Consider the following 23,877-nt stretch of genomic DNA (forward strand, 5'->3'; position numbering starts at 1 on the left):
GCACCGTGCCGAGGATGCGGTGCCTGGGAGAGGCGAGGACGGACCGGCGCCCGGGGGCGCCCGGCGCGGTCGTGCGGCTCACGGGCGCGACCAGGCGCAGGAGTTCCGCGACCTCGTCCGTGACGTCACCGGCGACCGGCCGCTGGGGGGCGTCCTGGGTCCGCCTGCGGAGCGGCGCGAGGAGGTGGATGGCCGACCTCATGCCGACCCCGAACATCCCGATGCGCCCATGCTCTTGAGGAGATGGCGCGGGTGGCGACGACCACTCCTCGAAGGTGCGGTCGAGGTACCGCATGTACTCGGCGAACCACCTCTTTCCCCAGGGAACCATGCGCGCGGGGAACTGCGGCGGCGCGTCGGAGTAGGAGGTGAGGCGGTAGGTTCGCGCGGCGGCCGTGGGCGCGGTGGCCGCCACGGACTCGGCCGGCTTCCGCGCCCGGTAGGCCGCTTGGCGGCAGGCGTTGCCGCAGAAGCGCCGAGGGCGTCCGGTGGCCGGCTGGGTGAACGGAGGCGACGGGCAGCCCTTCCTCTCGCACCGGTGGATCGGCACCGCGTTCCTCGAAGCCCAGACCTCGGGTGAGTAGCGCGGCCCGTGCGGATCGCTCAACTCCTCGCGGAGCGCCTGCGCGTGCTCCGACGCGGCCAGGCGTTCGAGCTGATGCGCCGTGTAGTCGGAGATGGAGGACGCGGGGACACGCGCCTGCTTGGCGATCTGGCTGATCGGCGCACCGTGGAGGAGGTGCAGCAGCAGCGTGCGGCCACCGCTTCCCAGGACCGTCTCAAGGGCCGGGCCGATGACGTCCTCGCCCAGGTGGCGGGAGACGGGGTCGTGATCGGGCCCGTAGATCCGGCGCCTCAACGTGCTTCTCCTTCCTCTTCGGTGGCGGAAGCCTGCCCGACGGGACCGACGGAGGCGTCCCGGGGGAGGGGCACCCGGCGACTGAAGAAACCGAACAAGCCCGTCAGCGTCTTCCCGCTGTCCGCCAGGAGCCGGGGCAGGTCCTCCGGACGCGCCCGGCTCATCGCGATCCTGGCCAGCAGGCCATGGATCACCATGGCCACGACGCAGACCACTGCCAGGACTCCCACCAGCACGACACACAGGAGCACCCGAACCGACACCTCGACCTCCCCGAACCCCGGGAACGCAGAAGACCCCCGCCAGCGTGGCTGACGGGGGTCTTCTGAAGCGGAAACGAAAAAGCCCGCCATCGAGGCGGGCACCGTGCCGGGCATACGTGTGCCCGACCGCCATCAGGCTACCACGGTGCGGTGGTGGGGTAGTTGGGGCGGCATCGGCGCAGGTCAGCGCTGTTGACCGGTGAGAAGCACCCATACCGAGAAAAGGACTTGTTTCGTAACAGCCCCCGGACCCGCCTTCGTCGGCAGTCCGGCCCAGGAGCCCCCGCGTAAGCGGAAGGACTCATTTCGGCCAGTCGCGTCGTAACTGACCTGCCGCGCACGGGCGTCGGCCCCCGCCGCACGGCGCGGGCCGGCACCCCTATGCGCGTTGTCCGTCCGCGCCGCTCAGCCGGCGAGGCGCCGGCGCCGGGCCCGCTGACGGCAGGTGGCACCGCAGTAGCGCACCGGACGGCCGGTGGGCCGGACCGTGAGCGCCGCCCCGCACTCCGCGCAGCCGCTCGCGAGACCGTCACGAAAGACCGGATGTTCCGTGACGGAACCGGAAGGCCGCAGACCCTCCAGCGCCAACCGCGCGAGACCGAGACCCGCCGCCCGGTCACGACGCGCACCGACCATCGACACGCACCCGGCGGCGAACGACGCGACGTCGTCGGGGCCGAGGTCGGCCCGCACCCCGCCCGCCCGCTGCGCCGCGTGCAGCAACGCCGTCAGCACCTGGCGGAAGCGCAGCACCGAGGCCGTGAGCAGCGGGTGCGGCCAACTCCCGTCCGCCGCGACGACCTCGCACACCGGCCCGCGCCGCCCGGACGTCCCGACGACCTCCAGCAGGAACCCGAAGAACGCCTCGGTGGGCGCGGACCGTGCCATCCGCCGCTCGCCGGAGGCGACCAGCTCGTCCAGCTGCCGGGCGAACACCGCCTCCAGCAGGGCCTGTTTGCTCGGGAAGTGCCGGTACACGGTGCCGGCGCCCACCCCGGCCCGGCGCGCCACCTCGCCGAGCGGGACGTCGATCCCGTGCTCGGCGAACGCCTCCCCGGCGGCCGCCAGCACCTTCGCCCGGTTGCGACGGGCGTCCGCCCGCTCACCGCCACCACCGCCGCCATCGGTCACCGACGTCATGTCACGAAACCCCTTGTCCCCCCGGAGCCAACCGGGTTGGAGTATCCCAGATACCCCGGGCCGGCCACACCGGCTCCCCGCCGACCGCGCCCCGGGGACGAGGAAGGACGACATGACCACCGCACCCACCCGCCGCCCCGGCATCGAAACCGACACCGCCCGGGGCCTCGTCGCCGTGACCGGCGCCACCGGCAAACAGGGCGGCGCCACCGCACGCCGCCTGCTGGCCGCCGGCCGCCCGGTCCGCGCCCTGGTGCGCGACCGCACCGCACCCGCCGCCGTCGCCCTCGCCCGCGCCGGAGCCGAACTCGCCCACGCCGACCTCGACGACCCCGCCGGCCTCGGACCCGCACTGGCCGGCGCCACCGCCCTGTTCGCCGTACCCCCGGTCGCCTACGGCCCGTCGGGAACCGACACCGAACGGGAATTCGCCCGAGGCCGCGCCCTGGCCGACGCGGCAGCCGCCACCGGCATCCGCCAGGTGGTCTTCACCGGCGTCGCCTCCACCACCGGAGCCGCCTTCACCGCACCCGGCAAACGCCGCACCGAGGAGTACCTGCGCGAACGCATCCCGCTCGTGACCGTGCTGCGCCCGGTGCGGTTCATGACCAACTACCTCGGGATCAACGGCTTCAGCCTCGACGGGATCGTGGACGGCGTCCACCGCCACCTCTTCACCCCGGGCGACCCCCTCCAGGTCATCGCCCTGGAGGACATCGCCGAGTTCGCGGCCCTGGCCTTCGACCAGCCCGAGCGCTTCGCCGGACGGACCCTGGAACTGGCCGGCGACGCCCCCACCCCCGTCGAGGCCGCCGCCGCGATCAGCGCCGCCACCGGAATCCCGGTGCGCTACCGGCAGCTCACCCACGACGAAGCCGCCGCACTGAACCCGGAGTTCGCCGAGGTCCGAGACCAGTGGGCCGCCGGACACCGCTGGCACGCCGACATCGAGGCCCTGCGGGTCATCCACCCCGGACTGCGCACCCTGGCCGGCTGGCTCGCCGAGACCGGCGCCGCCGCGCTGCGCACCCAGCTCCTCGGCGCCCCGTAGACCGCCCTCGCCCCGTACGAACGGCCCACCGGTGTCCGCCTGCGCACCGCCGCCTGGCTGGTCACCGCCACCCGCCCCTGACCGCGGTTCCCGGCCGACCCGGTGTCAGCGGAGGACGCTACGGTCCTCGGCCGTGGACGCTGACGACCTGAACCGGGGGGCGGAGGCCGCGCTGTGGGCAGTGCGGCGCGACACGTCGGAGCCGGCCGCGCTGCCCTCAGGACGGGGGCGGTGCGGCCGGCTCGGAGGACGGGCGGCGCGTGCGGCGCCGCGATGCCGGCGGGCGGGCCAACGGGGGACGTCCCGCCCTGGTCTGACGCGAACTCAGCTTGCGGCTCCCGCCTTGGTGGCCTCGACGAAGTCGGCGACGATCCGCTCGCCCCGGTCCGGCGAGGTGTCCAGGCGGGCCAGCGTCCCGGATACCGCGATCGCCGGCAGCAGGTGCGCGTAGAGCAGCGCGACCTGCTCCTCCAGCGTGGGCGAGTCCGGCAGGTCCTCGGAGAGCACCTGGACCCCGGTCCAGGCGCCCACCAGCAGCCGCGCCGTGGCCTGCGGGTCGACGTCCGGCAGCAGTTCCCCGGCCGCCTTGGCCTGGACGAGCAGGTCGGTCATCAGGCTGACCCAGTCCTGCCACCGGGTGCCGAACAGGCGGCGCGCGTTCAGGTCCAGCGAGAGCTTGAGCGAGGCGCTGAGCAGCGGTTCGCGCGGCAGCCGGTAGGCGAGGGCCAGCCCCACGTCCACCCACTCCTGCAGCTTCGACTCCTGTGGCAGCACGCCTTCGGTGGTCACCGCCTCCGCGAGCACCCCGCGGGCCAGCTCCTCCTTCGAGGTGAAGTGGAAGTAGAGGGCTCCCTTGGTCAGTTCGGCCTTGGCGAGGATCTGGGCGATGGTGGCCCCCTCGTAGCCGAACTCGTTGAAGACCGAGGCGGCGGCATCGAGGATCGCACTTCTGGTCCGCCGTCCCCGCTGCTGTTGCGCCATATGCAACTCCTTTCTCCGCTTCTGGTCATTCTCTAGTCATTGACTATCAAACCGGCTGGTCCGTATCTTACGGGTGTGGCCGGGGGGCGGCATCGACCAAGTGTCGCGAGCACCGGGCCAGCCTGAAGGGGGGAACATCATGTCCGAAGTTCTTCAGCGCACACCCGAGCAGGTCGGATTCTCCCGGGAGATCCGCAAGGAACACGTCCACCTCACGTCCGAGGCGGGGCTGATCATCACGGAGTGGGGGCGCCGCGGTGACATGCGGTTCGTTCTCAAAGTCGCGTGGCCGCAGCACAATGGCGGTTTCTTCCCGCCGGGGCACGGCCTCGCGGACGGGGTGATGATCACCCAGACGGTCCGACAGTGCGGCCTGCTCGTCGCCCACGCGGCCTTCGGGGTTCCGTTCTCGCACCAGACACTGCTCCAGAGCCTCCGCTTCCAGATCAACCAGAACCATTCCCTGTCGCATAACAAACCTACCATGCTGGATGTTGAGATGATCTGTGTTGCGACGGGTCATCGCGGTTCCGTGCCGACCGGTCTGAGGCTGGACGTCTTCATCCTGCACGAGGGCCAGGCCATGGCCTGGGCGGAAGCGGCGTTCACCTGGGTCGCGCCGGCCGTCTACCGCCGGCTGCGGGGCCGTCAGGTGGCCGTCCACCGCCAGCATCCGCTGCCCGAGCCGGCCCCGGCCCCGCTGGTCGGCCGCCACGACCCGGCCGACGTGGTGCTCTCCCCGACCGGAGAGCCCGGCCGCTGGCTGCTGCGCACCGACGCCGACAACCGGACCTACTTCGACCACCCGGTGGACCACGTGCCCGGGCTGGTGCTGATCGAGGCGGCCCAGCAGGCGTCGAGGGCGCTGACCCGGGCGGCTCCGCTCGAACCGTACTCGGTCTCCACCGCGTTCAGCCGGTACGTCGAGTTCGACGAGCCGTGCTGGATCGAGGCCGCCCCGGTGTCGGCCGACAGCAGGCTGAGCAGTGCGGTCCGGGTGACCGGCCGTCAGGGCGGGGCGGTGGCCTTCTCCACCGTGCTGATCGGCCCGGCCGCCGCCGACTGACCACCCGGCGGGCCGGGGGCGCGGGTGGGGGCCGCCGGGCCTGCGGCGGCCCCCACCCGCGCGCGTTCGTCCGGCCCGCTCAGCGCACCGAGTAGCCGCCGTCCACCGGCATGGCCAGCCCGGTGACGTACGAGGAGCGGTGGCTGGCCAGCCAGAGCGCGGCCTCGGCGATCTCCTCCGGCGCGGCCGTGCGCGCCTGCGGGGTCTGCTGGTGGATCGCCTCCTCCAGCCCGGGGTTGCGGTCGAACCAGTCCTCGGTGATCTCGCTGCGGGTGGTCCCGGGGGCCACCGCGTTGACCCGGATGCCGAACGGGGCGTACTCCAGCGCGGCCGCCCGGGTCAGGCCGATCACCGCGTGCTTGGAGGCCACGTAGGGCGCCGCCGCGGGGATCGCCACCAGGCCTCCCACGCTGCTGTTGTTGACGATGGAGCCTCCGCCGGCCGCCAGCATCGCGGCGATCTCGTACTTGAGGCAGTACCAGAGGCCGCGCACGTTGGTGTCCATGATGGTGTCGTAGACCTCGTCGCCCATCAGGTGCAGCGGCACCTGGTCGCCGCCGATGCCCGCGTTGTTGAACGCGGCGTCCAGCCGGCCGTGCCGCTCCACCGTGGACGCGACCGCCCGTTCGGCGTCCTGCGGGCAGGCCAGGTCGGCCACCACGTAGGAGGCCTGGCAGCCCTTGTCGCGCAGCTCGGCCACCAGCTGCGCGAGCCGGTCCTCGCGGCGGGCGGCCAGCACCACGGCCGCCCCCTCACGGGCGAAGACGCGGGCCGCCGCCGCGCCTATGCCACTGCTGGCGCCGGTGATCAGGACGGTCTTGTCCGCCATCAGATTTCTGTGACTATCCGTCATGTGAGCGAGTATGGCAGTGGATTGAGCGAGTGGGAGGCGGAGTCGGCGCGCCCGGACGGGACGTCCCGGGAGCGCCGTTGGGGAGGCCGCGCGGCGGCCTCGGCCGCCCCGCGGTCCTCACCAGGCCACGGGGCCGCTGTCGTCGAAGAATCCGCCGGTCGGGCCGTCCGCCGCGAGCGTGGCCAGGCGGACCACCGTGCGGGCGCCCTCCTCCACGGTGCGGTTGCCCTGGTGGCCGCTGAGGTCGGTGGGGACGGCTCCGGGGGTGACGGAGTTGATCTTCAGGGGCGTGTCCGCGAACTCGCGGGCGTAGTGCAGGGTCAGCGAGTTGAGCGCGGCTTTGGAGGAGTTGTAGGCGAGCAGCGAGCGGTGCGGGGCGTCGAGGTCGGCGGCCTTGCGCAGCGAGGCCAGCCGGCTGGAGAGGTTGACCACCCGCCCGGCCTCGGCCGCGCGCAGCAGCGGCAGCATGGCGTGGGTGACGGCGATGACGCCGAAGACGTTGGTGCGGTAGATGTGCTCGGCGGTCGCCACCGTGGTCTCGCTCGGCACCTCCCCGGACTCCACGATGGCGGCGTTGTTGATCAGGACGTCAAGCTGGCCGAAGTCCCGGCCGATCTCGGCCGCCGCCTGGTCGACGGTGTCCTGACGGGTGACGTCGAGCCGCAGGAAGCGGGCGTCGAGGCCCTCCTCCCGCAGCTCCCGGGCGGCCCGCTCGCCACGCTCGTCGTCCCGGGCGCCGACCAGGACGGTCATCCCGAGCCGGCCGAGCTGGCGGGCGGTCTCCCGGCCGATGCCCTTGTTGGCTCCGGTGACCAGGGCGGTGGGCTTGGTGGGTGCGGTGGTGCTGGTCATGACGCTGGGTTCCTCCGCGGATGTGGGTGCTGGGACGGATGGCGGCACCGGTGCCCGGACCGGGCACCGGTGGTGCGGCGCGGTACGGCGGCCGGCCGCACCGCGCCGTGAGGGCCTCCCGCGAAAGAGGGGCCCTCACCCCTGGACGGACGTCACCGGCCACCCGGACCGCAGCGGTCCGGGTGACCGTGACGCCCGTCCAGGGCAGTGGCGGTCGGCCGGCGGGTGCCGGTCAGTAGATGCCGAACACCCGGCACGGGCCGGCGAAGCCCTTGCGGTGGCGGATCATCCCGACGATCGCGGTGGCTCCGAGGTCCGGCACGGAGGACAGGTTGGCGATGTTCTCCACGCCGTAGCGCTGCTCGCCGAGCACGATCCGGTGCGCGCCCGGGTCCTCGATCTGGAGGTTCTTCGAGGCGTCCAGGCTGGGGGTGTCGGTGCCCGCGGCCACGATGTTGCGCTGGGTGATCAGGAACTCGGCCGCGTCGAAGCCCAGGCCGGGGAAGTGCGGCACGCCGGACTCGTCGCGGTTGATGTAGGCGCCGGGGGTGAGGATCCGGTCGCACCAGCCGGAGTCCATGACGACCAGGGCGCCGTCCGGGATGCGGCCGTGGCGGCTTTCCCAGGCGAGGATGTCGTCGGCGGTCAGCGTGGTGTCGGGGTCCTTGGCGGCCCGGTCGGCTATCCGGATCACGCACAGCGGGGCGATCAGCTTGTTCACCGGGATCTCGTCGGTGTAGATCGGACCGTCCACCAGGTGGGCCGGACCGTCCACGTGGGTGCCGGTGTGCTCGTCGATCTCCAGCTTGTTGGCGTTGAAGCCCTCGTCCGCGATGTGCGCGAAGTGCTCGATCTTCGGCTTGAGGACGATCGGCTCCAGGACGGGGAAGTCGTTGCCGAAGGCGTGGGTCAGGTCGGCGACCCGGCTGCCGCGGATCAGCGGGCCCGGCTCGGTGCGGACCGCGGGGGCGCCCTCCTGCTCCTGCTCCTGGGCCGGCTCGGCGGCCTGCTCCTTGGCACAGCCGCAGGCGGCGCCGGCGTTCTCTCCGTACACGAGGTTCATAACCTGGGGCCCGCACATGGCGAGTTCCTCCGTCTTCGTCAGGGTCCTGCGGGACTGGGGCTGGCTCTGGATGGTGCGGGTCGTGAGGGGCTCATGGCGCCGGGCGCGACAACGGGGGGCGACGAGCCCGGCGCCATGAGCGGTCGGGGAGGGTCAGGCGGCGCTGGTGTCCGGGATCCGGTGACCGCGGATCAGCCAGGTCGGGCCCTCGGCGATGTGACCGACTCGCTCGAAGAAGCGGGCGAAGTGCGGTCCGGTCATGTGCTTGTCGAACGACGCTGCGTCGTCGTAGAGCTCGTCCAGGTAGAAGCGGTTGGGGTCCGCCTCGTCCTGGACCAGCTCGAAGCGCTGGGTGAAGGGCTCGTCCACAGCGCTTTCCCGGGCGTCTTCGTGAGTGGCGGAGATGAACTCCTCGTGGTGCTCAGGAATGACGTCGAAGGCGACGGCGACGTGGTACACGGGTTCTCCTAGGGGGATTCGGGGAACGTGGGGGGTGGTGTCGGGTGCGGGGAGGCCCGGGGGGAGCACACGGCCTGGGGGATCAGTCGTCGAGCAGGGCCGGCTGCGGGGCGACGGTCGGGGTGGACTGGACTTGGGTGGTGCGGGTGCGCGGGCGGACGAACCGCTTGCGGCTGGACATCAGACCGAGCACCAGCTCGGGCAGGGTGAAGGCCGCCAGCAGGATGAGCGAGACGGTCCAGCCCTTGGTGGCTCCGTGCAGGACGCCCAGCAGCAGCGGGCCGACGATGCCGCCGACCAGGTAGCCGATGGTCTGGACCATGCCGGACAGCCGGGCGGTGACCTCCGGGTTGGGGGAGCGCACCGCGATCAGGGTGAGCGCCATGGCGTGACCGGCGCCCAGGGTGATGCCGAGCAGGGTGACCCACAGGGCGGCCGCGCCGGGCGCCGCGAGCAGGCCGATCAGCGAGACCGCGCCGATGACGGAGATCGCGGTGATCACCGGTCCGGTGCCGCGCTTGCCGGCCAGTACGGGGGCGAACAGCGCGCCGGGGACGCTGACCACCATGGCCAGCGAGAGCAGCCCGCCCGAGGCCGAGTTGCTGTAGTGGCCGAGGTCGGACAGGACGGTCGGGAGCCAGCCGAGCGCGGTGAAGTAGACCAGTGCGCGCAGGGCCAGGTAGCCGGTGACCTGCCAGGCCATGGCGTCGCCGAGCAGCGACCCCTTGTCCTGGGCGGGCTCGGCCGACTTCGCGGCGGCCGAGGGCTGAGGGCGCGGGGCGCGGCGGGCCAGCGGCAGCCAGACCGCCAGACCGACGACGGCCGGGATGGTCCACAGGGCCAGTGAGCCGCTCCAACTGCCCATCGCGTCGTTCAGCGGGACGGCGATGCCCGCGGACAGGGCGGCGCCGGCGCTGAGGATGGCCGTGGAGATGCCGGTGTAGAGCCGGACGCGGTCGGGGAAGGTGCTGCGGACGACGGCCGGCATCAGCACGTTGCCGAGTGCCAGGCCGGCACCGGCGAGTGCGGTGCCGAGGAACATCGCCCACACCGAGGTGTCCAGCCTCAGCAGGATGCCGGCGATCAGGGCCACGAAGCCCACCACCAGGGCACCGGCGGTGCCGAGGCGGCGGGAGATGGCCGGGGTGGCGGCAGCGAAGATGCCCAGGCAGAGCACGGGCAGGGTGGTGAGCACGCTGACTGCCGAGTCCGACAGGTTCAGGCTGCGCTGGATGTCGTCGAGGATGGGTGAGACGCTGCCGATGGCCGGGCGCAGGTTCAGGGCCAACACAAACAGGCCCACCGCTACGGCAGCCGTGCTCACCGGCTTCGGGACCCCGCCTTGGCGGTGGTTCTGGGACACGGAGATCCTCCAAATCAGAGCGGCGTGACAGCCGCTGTGTCGCTTGCGCCTTATGACCATAAGAGATCTGATGAGCAACAGTCAACCGACAGTAATCAGGTCTGATGATGGAGTTGTGGGCTCGGAGGGCGGCGGAGGGCTCGTCCGGAGGGCCGGGGGTGGGGTCCCAAAGCGGGCGTGACCATGACAAAAAGGTGCCCGTGGAGAACGGGCACCCTGGGGAGTGGGGGTCGATGGTCCGGTGGAAAAATTTCCGAGCCTCCTCCGCCCGGCGGAGGAGGAGGGGGTGTCAGTGCGCCCGGGCGGTGGCCTTCATCTCGGCGCCGGCGCCTTCCAGCGCGGCCGAACAGCGCGCCAGCTGCTCCAGCAGCGCCGCGAACTCATCGGGTGTGAACGCGTCGGAGAGCCGGGCCTCGACCGCCGCCACCGCGTCGTCCGCCCTGGTCAGCAGGGTGCGCCCGGTCCGGGTCAGCCGGGTCTCCAGGATGTGGCTGTGGATCGGATGCGGCTTGCGTTCCACCAGCCCGCGCCCCTCCAGGGTGCCCAGCACCGAGGACATCGTCTGCGGCGTCACCATGCAGCGCCGCGCCAGTGCCGCGCCCGACAGCTTCGGCTCCTGGGCCACCACGGACAGCACGTTGTACTGCGGTACGGCCAGGCCGTAGGGCTTGAGCACCGCGTGCTTGAGCGCGGTGAGCTCCTGCTCGACCCGCTTGAGGTGCTGGCCGAGTCGTTCGTCGCTGGAGAGCTTCATATCCCCAGGGTATACAGAAGAAGCCTTATAGTGCGAAGGCCTCGGACACGGTGGGGGAGCCGGGTGGCCGGAAAACGCGCCCTCGATCTGCCCGGCCCGGCCGGTGACGGTCGGTTTTTGGCCGTCCGCGTCGGCGGACGGCCCGTCGCGGGCCCGTCGCCGGGGCGTCGCGTCTGCCGCGCTCCCGCGGCCGGGGGCATCCTCCGGTACTGGGCCCGGGACCGGCGCGCCGACGGGTCGGCCCCCGCGCCGAGGTGGGGTCGGCGCGGGGGCCGGGAGGGCCCCGCACGCCCGGGCGCGGCTCCGGTGGGGGCGGGCGCGTCCGGGCGGATCGGGGTGGATCGGGGTGGATCAGGGCAGGCGGACTCGGGTGCGCTCCTCGGCGGAGGCCACCTGTGGCAGCACCACGCGCCAGATCCGGGTGAGCCATTCCTGGGGGCTGTTCTTGACGGGGGCCGCCCCGTCGGGGTCGGTGAAGGCCGGCTGGCTGCGGGCCAGCGCGTCCACGCCGATGGTCGCCATCCACACCAGTGCGGCGACGGTGCGGGCGCAGGTGCCGGGCAGCGCGCTGCCGTCGGCCTCGGCGCGCTGGTAGGTGTGCCAGAAGAGCTCCAGCCAGCACAGGTGGCAGTCGACGCTCGGGTCCCGCAGGGTCTCGAACTCGCGGGCGAGCCGGGCTCCGGCCCGGGTCACCGGATCGGTGTGCAGCAGTTCGGTCAGCAGTCCGGTCATGTCGACCAGCTCCTGGAGGGCCGAGGCCTCGGGGCGGCGCAGCGCGACCAGCTTCCTGCGGCTCTCGTCGCACGCCAGTTGCTGGACGGCGTGGGCCAGTTCGGCCTTGCTGGCGAAGTGGAAGGCGAACGCCCCCTTGGTGACGCCGGCCGCCTCGCAGATCGAGGCCAGCGAGGCCCGCTCGTATCCGACCCGGTCGAACACGGTGGCCGCACCCAGCACGATCGACCTGCGGGTCCGTTCGGCCCGCTCCTGTTTCGGCTGCTTCGACATTGAACTCCCCCTGTCGGGTCGGTGGCGGTCAGGGTCGCATCACGCTAGAAACAGACCTAACGGTCTGTCAAATTGATCGAGTTGGTCGAGGTCTCCGGGGCGGCCCGGCGGCTCCTTGCCCGTGAGCCAGGCGTGAGCTGCTGATTGTCGGGAGCTTCCTACCCGAAACCTTGATTGACAAACCGTCCACCTGGTTTGGTACCTTCGAGTCATGATGCGGACTCTAAGGGGGAGTCATGAGTGTCGTGGTGTCTGAGCACCGGGGCGGGCCGTCGGCCGCACCGGTCGGCCGCATTGCATCGGACTCGTTGCGCCGGGCGCTGGCCCGGGTGGCCTGCCTCCCGTCGCTGCGCCACAAGTACGCCGAACACCTGGACGCCGCCGTGGTCCCGGTGCTCGGGCGGTTGCCGGTGCTGACCCGGGCCGAACTGGCCGGGGCGGTCGCGGAGTCGAACGGGTTGCGGCGGGCGTCGAGGGGGGCGGGGCTGTACGCGGCCGGGGGTTCGATGGCGACACCATGGCTGGCCGCGGCGCAGGACGAGGGGGTCACGGCCGAACTGCACGAGAACTGGCGGCCGTTGTGGCGCGGGGACGTACTGGCGAACCTCTACCCGGCCGGGCGCATGCAGTGGGCGCACTACTTCTACAACGCGCTGGCCGTCCGCTCCGAGGCTGATGTGCTGCCGTTCGGCAGACTGGGGGACGACGAGCTGCTCCAGTGGCTCGACTTCTTCCGGGAGCGGCGGGTCACCGCGCTCGCCGCCCCGCCGGAGACCCTGGAACGGATCGTCCAGGTCTGCGCCGTCACCGGGCGCCGCCTCGACTGGCTGCGCAAGGTGCTGTGGCACGGCGGCGGCCAGGAGCACGACCGGCTGCCGGCCGAGCGGTCGCTGTCGGCGGAGCTGTGGAGCTGCTACGCCTCCGCCGAGGTGGGGGTGGTCGGTCACGCCGGACCGTTCTGCCTGCCGCGGACCTACCACCCGCTGCCCGGACGGGTGGTCGAGGTGGCGGGGGACGGCATGATCCTGCTCACCGTCCTGGACGAGGGCGCGCCGGTGCCGCTGCTGCGGTACCGGCTCGGCGACTTCGGTGCCGTGGTGCGCTGCGCCTGCGGCAGGCCGGAGCCGGCGCTGCGGGTCGTCCACGATGCGGCCGTGGCCGGTGTGACGATCCACGGGCAGCTGGTGCAGCCGGACGAACTGGTGCGCCTGGCGTCGGAGTTGGAGGAGGTCGCGGGCGCCGAGGTGGTGCTGACCGGCAACGGGTCCGAGCCGGACCGGATACGGCTGCGGATCTCGCTGCGGTCGGGGGTGCCGGCGGACGACTACACGTGCGAGTGGGTGCGCCACCACGTGCTCAGCCGGCACCTGGTGCTCGGCGCCCTGGTGGCCGAGGACGCGGAGGCCTTCGAGGTGGTCGTCTCGGGCTGATCCGGGGCCGCCCCGCGGGGCGGGAAGCAGGGGGGACGGGTCGCCGTCGACGTGCTGGTCGCGTCGGCGGCGTTCGCACGTTCTGGGACGGGACGGGACGGGACGGGACGGGACGGGGCGCGGCGGGGCGTGGCGGGACGCGGCGCCGGGCACGGGTGGTGCCGGTGGTGGTGTCGGGGCGTGGGTGCGGCCGGTCCGCGCACTCCGGTGGGGCGGAGCGCGCGCACCGGCACGCGGTCGTGACGGTGTCCGGGGCGGGGTGGTGTGGGGGAACACCCCGCCCGGTCACCGGCGGATCAGGTGGCCGTCGAGCGCGCGGCCGCGAGGCCGGCCACGGCCCCGAAGGCGACCCGCAGTTCGGCCCGCAGCCGGGACAGGTCCTCCCGGTGCCCGTGTGCGGCAATGTGCCCGTCGGGGCGGATCAGGTGGTAGCCGGCCTCGCGGCAGCCGGTGGCCCGGGCCGCCGGGGCCGCGGGCAGCTTCACCAGCCGTACCGCCGGCCGGTCGGCGATCGCCGTGGCCAGCTCGTCGAACCAGCCGACCGGCGTGCCCGCGGGGGCGGTGGCGGCCAGTGTCCAGCCGGTGGGCTGGACCTCGGGCCCCGCGAAGCCGTGCGCCAGCGCGAGTTCGCGGGGGAAGACCGCTCCCGCCTGGAGCCGACCGGGCAGCCGCGAGCGCAGCCGGCAGGCCCGACCGGAGGGATGCTGGGTCGGGCGCACCGGCGGGTAGGCCAGGCGCCGCCCGGCCATCACCGGTGCGTAGTGCTGGGCGAGCACCCCGCTCTGGTCCAGCAGGCGGAAGGCGGTGTCCCGGGCGGCCACCTCCAGGCGGCCCTTGAGCATCCAGGCCCGGGTCTGGATGTCGGCGTCGCGCACCACCCGGCGGGCCACCGCCGCGCGTTCGGGGCCGTAGCCGAGCAGCAGTTCCGGCGGCGCCTCGCCGTGGATCACCGCGGCGAGCTTCCAGGCGATGTTGTGGGCGTCCTGGAAGCCGGTGTTGAGGCCCTGGCCGCCGGCGGGGCTGTGGACGTGGGCGGCGTCGCCGGCGATGAAGACCCGGCCGAGCTGGAAGTCGTTGGCGTGCCGGCGGTGGACCCGGAAGACGCTCTCCCAGACCGGGTCGAGGATCTTCACCCCGACGGGGCCGCGCTCGTCGACGATGGACTGCATCAGCTCGACGCTGACCCGCTGGCCCGGCGGCAGGCTGGAGAAGAACCGGAAGACGCCGTCCGGCAGCGCCACGATCACCAGCGCGCCGGCCGGTGACTGGTAGTAGAGCGCCTGGTCCGACGGCAGGCTGCCCTCGATCCGGGCGTCGACCAGCGCGAACGCGCTCTCGTAGGTGCTGCCGGAGAACCCGGTGCCGAGCTGGGCGCGCACCGCGCTGCCGGCGCCGTCGGTGCCCAGGACGTAGGCGGCGCGCGCGCGTTCGATCCGTCCGTCCGCGTGCTCCAGGACGGCGGTGACCCCGTCGGTGGCCGTGAGGCTGCCCGAGTAGTCCAGGTTGTCGAAGGTCAGCAGCCGCACGCCGCGCTCCACCGTGCCGCCCAGCTCCGACAGGCGCCGGCGCAGGATCCGCTCGGTCTCGTTCTGCGGCAGGCAGACCGGGGCCAGCGACTCCTCGAAGGGCATCGTGGCCAGCGGCTTCCGGTCGGAGAAGTAGCTGAAGGAGTTGATCTGCAGGCCGGTGGCGCGCAGTTCGTCGAGCAGCCCCAGGTCCTCGAAGAGGTCGATGCTGCGCGGCCAGACGAGGAGGGCCTTGGGGAACGGCGAGGGCTCCGGGGCCCGGTCGACGATCCGCACCGGCACTCCCCGGCGCAGCAGCTCGCAGGCGGCGAGCATGCCGGTGGGGCCGCCGCCCACGATCAGTACTCCGGACGTATCCGGCAACGAAGAGCTCATCCTTGCACCGTCCTGATCATCAGATGTCCGATGAGACAACATCCGTCGAGACCTGTTGCCTATAAGGTCTCTTATGTATATTCGATTCAAGAGAGCCTGACCAGCCCCCAGTGAAAGAGGCAACTGGCATGCGGAGAAGAGAACTTGGAGCTACCGGGAGAGAGGTCGGAGCGATCGGCCTCGGCTGCATGGGCATGAGCTTCGCTTACGGCCCGAGCCGCCGGGACGACCGGGAGTCGACCGAGGTGCTGCACCGGGCGATCGAACTCGGCGTCACCCTGATCGACACCGCCGACGTCTACGGCCCGCACTCCAACGAGGAACTCCTCGGCCGGGCCCTGGCCGGCCGGCACGAGGAGATCACCCTGTCCAGCAAGTGCGGCCTGGTCATCAAGGACGGCGAGATCACGCCGGACGGCCGCCCCGAGCACCTGCGCGCGGCCTGCGAGGGCTCGCTGCGCCGGCTCGGCGTGGAGACGATCGACCTCTACCACCTGCACCGGGTCGACCCCGAGGTGCCGGTGGAGGAGTCCTGGGGCGTGATGGCCGAGCTCGTCGCCGACGGCAAGGTACGCCACCTGGGCATCTCGGAGGCCACCGTGGAGCAGTTGGACGCCGTGCACCGGATTCACCCGGTCGCCGCGGTGCAGAGCGAGCTGTCGCTGTGGAGCCAGGACCAGCTGGCCGGCGTCGTCCCGTGGTGCGGCGACAACGGCGCGGCGTTCATCGCCTACGCCCCCCTCGGCCGCGGCTTCCTGACCGGCGCCATCACCACCGCCGACCAGCTGGAGGAGGGCGACTGGCGCACCGGCAACCCGCGCTTCCAGGCCGAGGCCGTCGCCGCCAACCAGAAGCTGGCCGCAGCCGTCGCCGAGGTGGCGGCGCGCAACGGGGCCACCCCCGCCCAGATCGCGCTGGCCTGGGTGCTGGGCGTCGGCGAGCACGTACTGCCGATCCCCGGCACCAAGCGGATCCCGTACCTGGAGGACAACGTCGGCGCCGCCGACGTCGTGCTCTCCGCCGAGGACCGCGCCGAACTCACCCGCCTGGCCGACCTCGTGGTCGGTACCCGCTACTGAAGCAGCCGCTCCCGAACCGCCCCTGCCGGAACACCCGTTGCCGGCGCGCCCCTGCTGAGACACCCCGGCACACCGCTGCCGAGCACACCGCTACCGAGCACGCCACCAAGAGGAGAACCGTCATGCGTTACCGCTACCTGGGCGACACCGGCCTGTCCGTCTCCGAGCTCTGCTTCGGCGCCATGACCTTCGGCGGCGGGGCGTCCTTCCTCGGCGCCCCCGACCGCAACTGGTCCGAGTTCGGCACCGTCGGCGACGACCACGTGCTGCGGATGATGGACCAGGCGCTGGACGCCGGCATCAACTTCTTCGACACCGCCGACGTCTACAAGAACGGCATGGGCGAGGAGTTCTTCGGCCGCACCCTCACCAAGGTGCGCGACCGCGTCATCATCGGCACCAAGGGCCGCTGGCGGATCACCGACGAGCCCAACGACATCGGTGCCACCCGCCACCACCTCTACGCCGCCGTCGAGAACAGCCTGCGCCGCCTCAACACCGACTACATCGACCTCTACCACATCCACGGATTCGACCCGCGCACCTCGCTGGACGAGACCCTGCGCGCGCTCGACGACCTGATCCGGTCCGGCAAGATCCGCTACATCGGCGTCTCCAACTTCGCGGGCTGGCAGCTGATGAAGGCGCTCTCGGTCTCCGACCGGCGCAACCTCAACCGCTTCGTCTGCTACCAGGGCTACTACAACCTGGGCGCCCGCGACCTGGAGCACGAGATCATCCCGCTGGCGGTGGACCAGAACGTCGGCATCACCGCCTGGAGCCCGCTGGCCGGCGGCTTCCTCACCGGCAAGTACCGCCGCGGCGAGGGCTTCCCCGAGGGCAGCCGGCTCTCCGAGCGCACCCCGGCCGAGTCCGCTCCGCTGACCAACCCGGACCAGGCCTACGACATCGTCGACGAGATGGCCCGGATCGCCGAGGAGCGCGGGGCGAGCGTCGCCCAGGTCGCCATCAACTGGGTCCTGGCCAAGCCGGGCATCACCTCCGCCGTCATCGGCGCCACCAAGCCGCACCAGCTGGAGGACAACCTCCAGGCCATGACCTGGACCCTCACCGAGGACGAGGTCGCCCGCCTCGACAAGGTCAGCACCACCCCCGCCCCCTACCCGTACTGGCACATCGGCACCGTCGCCGCCGACCGCAAGCTGCCGGGGGACGTCTACCCGGCATGACGCGGGGGCGACCAGCCCTCCAGCACGGCAGAGCACCAGACAACCCAAGGAGCCCAACCGTGACCATCATTCCGCTCGCCCCCGCCACGAACCAAGGGAACGTCAAGAAGCAGGTCAAGAACCAGATCATCCTGCCCGAGGCGCCGGAGGCGAAGCCCCCGGCTGCGGCCAGGACCGTGACCGCGCCCAAGACCGTGGCCCCGCCCAAGACCGTGACCGCGCCCAAGACCGTGGCCCCGCCCAAGACCGTGGCCGAAGCTCCGGCCCCGCAGTCCGGGCCGGCCGCGGCGCCGCCCGAAGGGAGCGAGGAACACGCCCGTTCCGTCGAGGCGGGCCTGAGCTACGCCCGCACCGTGGACCGCTACCTCGTCCACCGCGAGTCGCTCGGCGAGGTCTTCCTCACCGACCTCCAGCGGATCGACGAGGACCGCTACGCGGTCGCGGCCCAGCTGCCGCGCTCGCACGCCTACTACGGCGACCACCTGCTGCGCCCCAACACCTACGACCCGGTACTGCTGCTGGAGGCCTGCCGCCAGGCCACGCTGGCCGGAGCCCACCAGTTCTTCGAGGTACCCGGCAACAACAAGTTCATCCTCACCCACCTCACCGCCAGCCTGACCCACCCGCGGTGGATCACCGTCGGCCAGTCGCCCTTCCCGCTGACGATGCGGGTGAGCACGGTCGACCGCAAGGAGCGCGAAGGCCGCACCACCGGCATCGACTCGACCATCGAACTCTCGGTGGAAGGCACCGTGCTGGGGCGGGCCACGGTCGGCCTGCGGTTCAAGACGCCGAGCGGCTACCTCGCGCTGCGGCTGAACAACCGCGACGGGGCCGCCCTGCCCACCTCGGCCGGCCACCCGACCCGGCTCCCGGGCAGCCCGGTGGCGCCGTACCTGGTCGGCCGCACCAATCCGGACAACGTCGTCCTGGTCGACGCGCAGACCGACGGCGAGACCGCCCGGGCCCGGCTGCGGATCCCGGCCGACCACCCGAGCATGTTCGACCACGCCCAGGACCACCTGCCGGGCATGGTGCTCGTCGAGGCGGCCCGCCAACTCGCCCTGCTCACCGTGCTCGACGCGCGCGGGGTCTCCGCCGTGAAGGCCTTCCCGATCGACCTGGACGCGATCTTCACCAGTTTCGGCGAGCTGGAGGAGGACACCGTCCTCACCGCGGAACTGGGCGAGCCTCGCGGGCTGGCCGAGGACGAGCGGTTCAGCTACACCCAGGGCGGGGTGCTCGACCTCGCGGAACTGTCGGACCACTACCACCACTTGGACCCGGGCACCGTCGCCGACCTCCTGCCGGTGCGGGTCGAGGCCCGGCAGGGCGACAAGCAGCTGTGCGTCTTCAAGGTGATGGTGAAGCGGATCCAGGCCGAGCCGCCGACTGAGGGGCGGTGAACGTGATGGGGGGAAGCCCGGCCGCGTTCTTCGACGTGGACGAGACCCTGATCGGGGTCAAGAGCATGTTCCGCTTCCTGGAGTTCCACCTGCGCCGCCAGGGCGAGCCGGCCGGGACCTACCGCGGGCTCACCGCCGAGCTGCGGGCCCAGGCCGCCGCCGGGGTGCCCCGGCACGAGATCAACCGCCGGTACTACCGGCTGTACGCGGGACAGAAAGCCGACCTGCTGCGGGAGTCGGGCAGGGAGTGGTTCGCGGCCGAGATGGCCGAGGGCCTGTTCGTGCCCGAGACGGTGGAGGCGCTGGACCTGCACCGCGCCGCTGGGGAAACGGTTCTGCTTCTCTCCGGTTCGTTCTTCGCCTGCCTGGAGCCGATCGCCACCTACCTCGGGGTGCGAGGGGCGATCGGCACCCGGCCGGTGGTGCGGGAGGGGCGCCTCACCGGCGAGGTGGTCACCCCGATGATCGGCGCCACCAAGGCCGCCGCGGCCCGCGCCGCCGCCGCCGTCCTCGGGCTGGACCTCGCGGCCAGCACCGGGTACGGCGACCACATCAGCGACCTGGACCTGCTGCGCACGGTCGGCCGGGCGGTGGTGGTCGGCGACGACCCCGAGCTGGCCGAGCACGCCGCCAGGTCCGGCTGGTCGCGACTGCCGGGCGCCCGCCCGCCGGCCGACCGGGAACCGTCGCGCGGGCCGGCCGGCGAACCCTGGCCCGAGCTGTCCGTGCACGCCGTCCCGACAGGAGAGATCCATGCGTGAGGAGACCCGCACGATCGGCATACTCGGCACCGGTTCCTACCTGCCCGAGACGGTCGTCGGAAACGAGGAGGTGGCCCGGTACGCGGGGGTCACCGACGAGTGGATCGTCCGCAAGACCGGCATCCGGGAACGACGCCGTGCCGCGGACCACGAAGCCACCTCAGACCTGGCCGCCGCCGCCGCCAGAGCGGCACTGGAACAGGCGGGAGTGCGGCCCGATCAGGTGGACTACATCGTGGTCGCCACCTCGACCCCCGACCAGCCGCAACCCGCCACCGCCAGCATCGTCCAGCACCTGATCGGGGCCTCCAACGCGGCCGCGTTCGACGTCAACACCGTGTGCAGCGGCTTCGTCTACGCGCTGACCGTGGTGGAGCGGCTGCTCCGGGCCGACCGCGACGGCGGCGGCTACGGACTGGTCATCGGCGCCGACATCTACTCCCGCATCCTCGACTACTCGGACCGCAAGACGGCGATCCTCTTCGGCGACGGCGCCGGCGCCGTGGTCCTCGGTCCCGTGGAGGCGACGCAGGGCCTGTTCCGGACCAGCCTGCTCACCCGCGGCGACCTGCACCAGATGATCGGCGTGCCGGCCGGCGGCAGCCGGCAGCCGGCCTCGGCCCGGACGGTGGCCGAGGGCGGGCACTACTTCCGGATGGACGGCCGGGGCGTCCGCGCCTTCGTGCACGACGAACTGCCCGCCGTGCTGCGGGGACTGCTCGGCAAGGCGGGCATCGAGGCCGACGCCGTACGGCACTTCGTCCCGCACCAGGCCAACGGGCAGATGCTGACCGAGGTATGGCCCAGCCTCGGCCTGGGATCGGCCGATCTGCACCTGGAGGTGGAGCGGTACGGCAACACCGGCGCGGCCTCGGTGCCGATCACCCTGGACCTGATCCACCGCAAGCGGCTGTTCGCCCAGGACGACGTGGTCCTGCTGGCGGCCTTCGGCGGCGGCATGGCGGTCGGCGCGACGCTGCTGCGCTGGGCCGCCACCCGCTACGCCGAGCGGCCGCGCCAGCAGACGCTCACCGGAGCGGGCAGGCTGGTGGCGGCGGTCCCCTAGCCCGCCGCCACCTGGACCGAGGGCCCGGACCGTTCACGGTCCGGGCCCTCGGTCCGCCCACGGGCGGGGCCGTCCACCACCTTGTGGTGGGGGTGGCAGAGCGGGAGCAGGCCGGAGAAGTGGTTGCGCTCGGCTTCCGACCAGGTGAGCTCGGCGGGGGCCGTTGTCCTCCAGGGCGCGGACGTGGGCGATCTGGAGGTTCTGGACGGGATCGCCCTCGATCATGCGGACGGTGGGCTCCTTGCACGCGGGCCAGTAGCAGCGGCCGCGGGCCAGGGTGAGGAGCCCGGCGACGGTGCCGCTGCCGCTGCCGTAGTTCCGCTGCGGCTTCTTCGGTGAAGTCATGGTGTGTCTCCTTGGGCGACGGTGCCTCAGCAACCGCAGGAACCGCCACTGACACCCAAAGTGTCCGGGCCGTGACGCATGGTGCGTAGGCCGTGCTTTCAAGCCAACCGAGACGGTGGTCCCGAGGTGCAGGAGGGCGGGGCCGAGCGGCACCGGAAGTCGGCGGGTCCGACTTCCGGTGCAGCCATGGACCCGAACCGTCAGTGGGAGCTGCCGGCGCCCTCCGAGCCATAGAAGCGGCCCCGGTCGCACAGGGCGTCGATCTCCGCGTTCTCCTCCTCGCTCAGCTGCGCGTCCAGCGCGACCCCGATGACGTGCCGGGCGCGGGCCGGCCGCCGGGCGACGTCCCGGTCGGCGACGAACCTGCCGACGGTGGACTCGTCGGCAGCCCCGGCCGCCTGGCGGGACCCGAGCCGATCGAGGGACACCACGGACTCGTTCAGGTCCCGGAGGACGGCGACGACCTCGTCGAGGGGCATGCGGATCTCGCGGGGCAGCATCCCCGTCGGCCGATCGGAACCGGGGCCGGGGCGCCGACGCACAGCCCGCTCCTGCCGGCCGGGGGCGCCCCGAAACCCCTTGGACGGCAGGGGGACCGGCTTGCTGCAATGGCGGACGGCCGCTGTCGGAGTCGAAGGGGTCGCGGCGATGACCGAGATCAGACTGCACCTGTCCGTGCGTGCCCTCACCGAAGCGGACCTGCCGTCCTGCGGGTGGGTCGGCTCCCCGAAGCACGTGCGCGAACTTGTCCACCAGATCCGCCGAGCGGAGGCGGGCGAGGTCGACTACCTGGCGGTCTGCGCGCCGGCCGGGCTCCCGGTGGCGGTCGGCGGCGTCGACTACACCGCCAAGCCAGGCGCCGGCACGCTCTGGCAGCTCGGCGTCCACCCGGCCCTGCGGTCCTGCGGGATCGGCACGCTGCTGATCCGCTCCGCCGAGCAGCGGATCGCCGCCCGAGGCCTGACCCGCGCCGAACTCAAGGTGGAGGAGAGCAACCCGCGTGCCCGCGCCCTCTACGAACGCCTGGGCTACCGGGCCTTCGGCCGCGAGCCCGACTCCTGGGACGTGGAGGCCGAGGACGGCTCGCTCCAGCGGTACGAGACGATGTGCACGCTGATGCGCAAGGACCTTGCGTGACAACGGAGTTCACGTCGGTCCCGTCCTCAACGGCTCCCGGGCTCCCGGGCTCACGACGTACGGCCACCGGCTCTCGGACCATGACCTCATCCTCGGCTCGACCTGGTCGTCACCACCCTGGAAAGGTTCCGCCGCCCCGCCGACTGGGAGCGGTACGCCATCGCCCGCTCCCGGGTGTTGCTCGACCGCCGGGACGGGGAAGTCACCCGGATCGTCGCCGGGATGGGACGGCCCGGTGTCGAGGAGGCCTTTCCGGTCCGGCGCCGCACTGCTGGACGCCTACGCCAACTCGCTCTACCGCTCGGTCAAGAACCACCGTGACGGCGACATGCTCGCCGGCCACCTCGACGCGGCGGCGAGTGTCGGATTCCTGCTGGACCTGCTCTTCGTCCTGGACCGTCGACCTCGTCCCTACAACAAGTACCTGGCCTGGGAGTTGGAGCGCTTCCCGCTGCCGGGGTGGGAGGGTGCCGAACTGCTGGGAGCGGTGGCCCGGATCGCGGCGACCGGCGGAGTGGCGTCGCAGCGGCGGCTCTTCGCCCGGATCGAGGCGGCCGCCCGTGCGGCCGGGCACGGGGCGGTGCTGGACGTCTGGGGTGAGGACCTGCTGCACAGGAAGTCGGCGGGTCCGACTTCCTGTGCAGGGCGCGGGCTTCCGGACATGGGGCTGCCGCTTCGGCCAGGCCGCTGCGTGGGAAGTCGGCCGGGCCGACCTCCCACGCCATCCCGGGGTTCAGGTGTGGGTGGCTTGGGTGCGGCAGTGGGTGAGGGCGTAGCGGATGCGGGGGTCGGGGCTGGGGGCGGCGGTGAGGAGTTCACCGGCGCTGGTGAGGGCGGTCCAGTAGGTGGTGGGGTTTCCGGTGCGGGGCAGGGGTGTGGTGGCGGCGAGGGAGAGGTAGGCGGCGGTGAGGTTGCCGGTGGTGAACCAGCGCTGGAGGCCGTGGTGGTGGCCGGGGCGGAGGCTTCCGTGGGCGTCGACGGCGGTGGTGAGGAGGGTGATGGCGGCGCGTTCGGTGGCGTCGAGGTCCTTGGGGACGTCGAAGACGCCGAGGGCTTCGAGGACTTCACCGGTGTCGGCCTCGGAGTTGGGGCGGGGGTCGGCGAGCAGGGCGTCGTAGCAGTCGTCCAGGCGGCGGGTGGTCTCGGCCGCCGGGATGTCGAGGGCGACGCAGACGGCCTGGGCGCAGGGCAGGGGCTGGTGTCCGAGCCGGGCGAGGAGGGCGTAGGTCGCGGCGGGGGTCGCGCCGCGCGAGAGCGTGTGGCGGGCAAGGGTGGCGAGGTGCATGGGAGTTCGGGCTTTCAGACGGTGGCGGTGGCCGGGGCGGGGGCGACGAGCACCCAGATGAACTTGCCGATTCCGCCGGGGCGGAGGGAGTGGCCCCAGCGTTCGGCGAGTTCGTTGACGAGGAACAGGCCACGCCCGCCCTCGTCGTCCGCAGAGGCGGTACGGAGGACGGGGAGGCCGCTCCCGGCATCGTGGACTTCGATGCGCAGCCGGGAGTAGACGAGCGCGAAGCGGATCTCGATGTGCCGGTCGTCGGGCGCGCCGGAGTACCGGACGGCGTTGGCGAAGAGTTCGCAGAGAAGGAGTTCGGCGGTCTCGGCGTAGCGCTCGCCGGAGGGAAGGCCGGAGAGGTAGGCGCGGAGCAGGTAGCGGGCCAGGGGTGCGGATTCGACACAGGAGTCGAGGCGCGCGACGAACATGCGGGGGCGGCGGGCGATGGGCATGGGGGAGTACCTCAAGGGGTGCGTGTGGATGGTGTGCGCGAAGTCCGGCGAAAATTAGGTGAGTTGGAAGTTCCACGGGGGCGTATGGGGCCTCCGAGGGTTGCACTGTGCTTCTGGCGAATTAC

The 23,877-nt window shown here is 72.4% G+C and carries 24 protein-coding genes and 2 pseudogenes; 10 read left to right on the forward strand and 16 right to left on the reverse strand.

Annotation, left to right across the window (positions count from 1 at the left end; genetic code table 11):
* The 3 genes and pseudogenes from ACFRMQ_RS02855 to ACFRMQ_RS02865 form a co-directional block, all read right to left on the reverse strand.
* Positions 1-859, reverse strand: a pseudogene (locus ACFRMQ_RS02855) (hypothetical protein); the annotation flags it as partial.
* Positions 856-1,122 (reverse strand): hypothetical protein, encoded by a 267-nt coding sequence (locus ACFRMQ_RS02860; protein ID WP_380726198.1) that lies wholly within the window; start codon positions 1,120-1,122, stop codon positions 856-858. The gene ACFRMQ_RS02860 and the pseudogene ACFRMQ_RS02855, both read right to left, overlap by 4 nt.
* Positions 1,123-1,527: 405 nt before the next feature.
* Complete coding sequence (locus tag ACFRMQ_RS02865) at positions 1,528-2,262, reverse strand: TetR/AcrR family transcriptional regulator (protein WP_380726200.1); 735 nt, start codon at positions 2,260-2,262, stop codon at positions 1,528-1,530.
* A 112-nt stretch (positions 2,263-2,374) separates the two neighbouring features.
* Between ACFRMQ_RS02865 and ACFRMQ_RS02870 the strand changes: the two genes are divergently transcribed.
* Positions 2,375-3,313: an NmrA family NAD(P)-binding protein gene (locus ACFRMQ_RS02870; protein ID WP_380726202.1), complete on the forward strand. Its 939-nt coding sequence runs from the start codon at positions 2,375-2,377 to the stop codon at positions 3,311-3,313.
* Between the two features lie 324 nt (positions 3,314-3,637).
* Here the strand turns inward: ACFRMQ_RS02870 and ACFRMQ_RS02875 are convergent, their stop codons facing one another.
* Positions 3,638-4,294 carry a ScbR family autoregulator-binding transcription factor gene (locus ACFRMQ_RS02875; protein ID WP_380726204.1) on the reverse strand — a complete coding sequence of 219 codons (657 nt, stop codon included), beginning with the start codon at positions 4,292-4,294 and terminating at the stop codon, positions 3,638-3,640.
* A 139-nt stretch (positions 4,295-4,433) separates the two neighbouring features.
* On the opposite strand from ACFRMQ_RS02875, the gene ACFRMQ_RS02880 reads away from it, so the two are divergent.
* Entirely contained in the window at positions 4,434-5,360 is a 927-nt protein-coding gene (locus tag ACFRMQ_RS02880) for a ScbA/BarX family gamma-butyrolactone biosynthesis protein (RefSeq protein ID WP_380726206.1), read from the forward strand.
* 79 nt (positions 5,361-5,439) lie between these two features.
* Here ACFRMQ_RS02880 and ACFRMQ_RS02885 read toward each other — a convergent pair whose 3' ends face one another.
* The 7 genes from ACFRMQ_RS02885 to ACFRMQ_RS02915 form a co-directional block, all read right to left on the reverse strand.
* Positions 5,440-6,213 (reverse strand): SDR family NAD(P)-dependent oxidoreductase, encoded by a 774-nt coding sequence (locus ACFRMQ_RS02885; RefSeq protein ID WP_380726209.1) that lies wholly within the window; start codon positions 6,211-6,213, stop codon positions 5,440-5,442.
* A 117-nt stretch (positions 6,214-6,330) separates the two neighbouring features.
* Complete coding sequence (locus tag ACFRMQ_RS02890; RefSeq protein ID WP_380726211.1) at positions 6,331-7,065, reverse strand: SDR family oxidoreductase; 735 nt, start codon at positions 7,063-7,065, stop codon at positions 6,331-6,333.
* A gap of 232 nt (positions 7,066-7,297) precedes the next feature.
* Positions 7,298-8,146, reverse strand: a complete 849-nt coding sequence (locus ACFRMQ_RS02895) for a cyclase family protein (RefSeq protein WP_380726213.1) — start codon at positions 8,144-8,146, stop codon at positions 7,298-7,300.
* 135 nt (positions 8,147-8,281) lie between these two features.
* Positions 8,282-8,587 carry a putative quinol monooxygenase gene (locus ACFRMQ_RS02900; protein ID WP_380726215.1) on the reverse strand — a complete coding sequence of 102 codons (306 nt, stop codon included), beginning with the start codon at positions 8,585-8,587 and terminating at the stop codon, positions 8,282-8,284.
* 82 nt (positions 8,588-8,669) lie between these two features.
* The gene (locus ACFRMQ_RS02905; protein ID WP_380726217.1) at positions 8,670-9,878 is read right to left on the reverse strand and encodes an MFS transporter; all 1,209 of its coding nucleotides are present in this window, start codon (positions 9,876-9,878) and stop codon (positions 8,670-8,672) included.
* Between the two features lie 361 nt (positions 9,879-10,239).
* Positions 10,240-10,704, reverse strand: a complete 465-nt coding sequence (locus ACFRMQ_RS02910) for a MarR family winged helix-turn-helix transcriptional regulator (protein ID WP_380726219.1) — start codon at positions 10,702-10,704, stop codon at positions 10,240-10,242.
* Between the two features lie 351 nt (positions 10,705-11,055).
* The gene (locus tag ACFRMQ_RS02915; RefSeq protein WP_380726221.1) at positions 11,056-11,709 is read right to left on the reverse strand and encodes a ScbR family autoregulator-binding transcription factor; all 654 of its coding nucleotides are present in this window, start codon (positions 11,707-11,709) and stop codon (positions 11,056-11,058) included.
* 236 nt (positions 11,710-11,945) lie between these two features.
* Between ACFRMQ_RS02915 and ACFRMQ_RS02920 the strand changes: the two genes are divergently transcribed.
* Positions 11,946-13,139: a hypothetical protein gene (locus ACFRMQ_RS02920; protein WP_380726223.1), complete on the forward strand. Its 1,194-nt coding sequence runs from the start codon at positions 11,946-11,948 to the stop codon at positions 13,137-13,139.
* A 296-nt stretch (positions 13,140-13,435) separates the two neighbouring features.
* Here the strand turns inward: ACFRMQ_RS02920 and ACFRMQ_RS02925 are convergent, their stop codons facing one another.
* Complete coding sequence (locus ACFRMQ_RS02925) at positions 13,436-15,040, reverse strand: FAD-dependent monooxygenase (RefSeq protein ID WP_380726225.1); 1,605 nt, start codon at positions 15,038-15,040, stop codon at positions 13,436-13,438.
* Positions 15,041-15,168: 128 nt separating this feature from the next.
* Between ACFRMQ_RS02925 and ACFRMQ_RS02930 the strand changes: the two genes are divergently transcribed.
* The 5 genes from ACFRMQ_RS02930 (at position 15,169) to ACFRMQ_RS02950 (ending at position 20,542) form a co-directional block, all read left to right on the forward strand.
* On the forward strand, positions 15,169-16,119 hold the full coding sequence (locus ACFRMQ_RS02930; protein WP_380726227.1) for an aldo/keto reductase: 951 nt from the start codon (positions 15,169-15,171) through the stop codon (positions 16,117-16,119).
* 122 nt (positions 16,120-16,241) lie between these two features.
* Complete coding sequence (locus ACFRMQ_RS02935; RefSeq protein ID WP_380726229.1) at positions 16,242-17,309, forward strand: aldo/keto reductase; 1,068 nt, start codon at positions 16,242-16,244, stop codon at positions 17,307-17,309.
* 59 nt (positions 17,310-17,368) lie between these two features.
* The gene (locus tag ACFRMQ_RS02940) at positions 17,369-18,715 is read left to right on the forward strand and encodes a ScbA/BarX family gamma-butyrolactone biosynthesis protein (protein WP_380726231.1); all 1,347 of its coding nucleotides are present in this window, start codon (positions 17,369-17,371) and stop codon (positions 18,713-18,715) included.
* A 5-nt stretch (positions 18,716-18,720) separates the two neighbouring features.
* Positions 18,721-19,476 carry an HAD family hydrolase gene (locus ACFRMQ_RS02945; protein ID WP_380726283.1) on the forward strand — a complete coding sequence of 252 codons (756 nt, stop codon included), beginning with the start codon at positions 18,721-18,723 and terminating at the stop codon, positions 19,474-19,476.
* Positions 19,469-20,542 carry a 3-oxoacyl-ACP synthase III family protein gene (locus tag ACFRMQ_RS02950; RefSeq protein ID WP_380726233.1) on the forward strand — a complete coding sequence of 358 codons (1,074 nt, stop codon included), beginning with the start codon at positions 19,469-19,471 and terminating at the stop codon, positions 20,540-20,542. Before ACFRMQ_RS02945 ends, ACFRMQ_RS02950 begins: the two co-directional genes overlap by 8 nt.
* 33 nt (positions 20,543-20,575) lie before the next feature.
* On the opposite strand, the gene ACFRMQ_RS02955 is transcribed toward ACFRMQ_RS02950, so the two are convergent.
* A complete protein-coding gene (locus ACFRMQ_RS02955) occupies positions 20,576-20,887 on the reverse strand; it encodes a hypothetical protein (protein ID WP_380726235.1) in 312 nt (103 codons plus the stop codon).
* Positions 20,888-21,087: 200 nt separating this feature from the next.
* Entirely contained in the window at positions 21,088-21,366 is a 279-nt protein-coding gene (locus ACFRMQ_RS02960) for a hypothetical protein (RefSeq protein WP_380726237.1), read from the reverse strand.
* A 169-nt stretch (positions 21,367-21,535) separates the two neighbouring features.
* Here ACFRMQ_RS02960 and ACFRMQ_RS02965 point away from each other — a divergent pair, with 169 nt between their 5' ends.
* Positions 21,536-22,024 carry a GNAT family N-acetyltransferase gene (locus ACFRMQ_RS02965; protein ID WP_380726239.1) on the forward strand — a complete coding sequence of 163 codons (489 nt, stop codon included), beginning with the start codon at positions 21,536-21,538 and terminating at the stop codon, positions 22,022-22,024.
* 96 nt (positions 22,025-22,120) lie between these two features.
* A pseudogene (locus tag ACFRMQ_RS02970) lies at positions 22,121-22,655 on the forward strand (hypothetical protein); the annotation flags it as partial.
* 102 nt (positions 22,656-22,757) lie between these two features.
* Here the strand turns inward: ACFRMQ_RS02970 and ACFRMQ_RS02975 are convergent.
* Positions 22,758-23,309, reverse strand: a complete 552-nt coding sequence (locus tag ACFRMQ_RS02975) for a hypothetical protein (RefSeq protein ID WP_380726241.1) — start codon at positions 23,307-23,309, stop codon at positions 22,758-22,760.
* Positions 23,310-23,323: 14 nt separating this feature from the next.
* Positions 23,324-23,752, reverse strand: a complete 429-nt coding sequence (locus ACFRMQ_RS02980) for an ATP-binding protein (protein ID WP_380726243.1) — start codon at positions 23,750-23,752, stop codon at positions 23,324-23,326.
* Between the last annotated feature and the right edge of the window lie 125 nt (positions 23,753-23,877).

The sequence above is a fragment of the Kitasatospora sp. NPDC056783 genome (assembly GCF_042789895.1).
Classification (GTDB): Bacteria; Actinomycetota; Actinomycetes; order Streptomycetales; family Streptomycetaceae; genus Kitasatospora.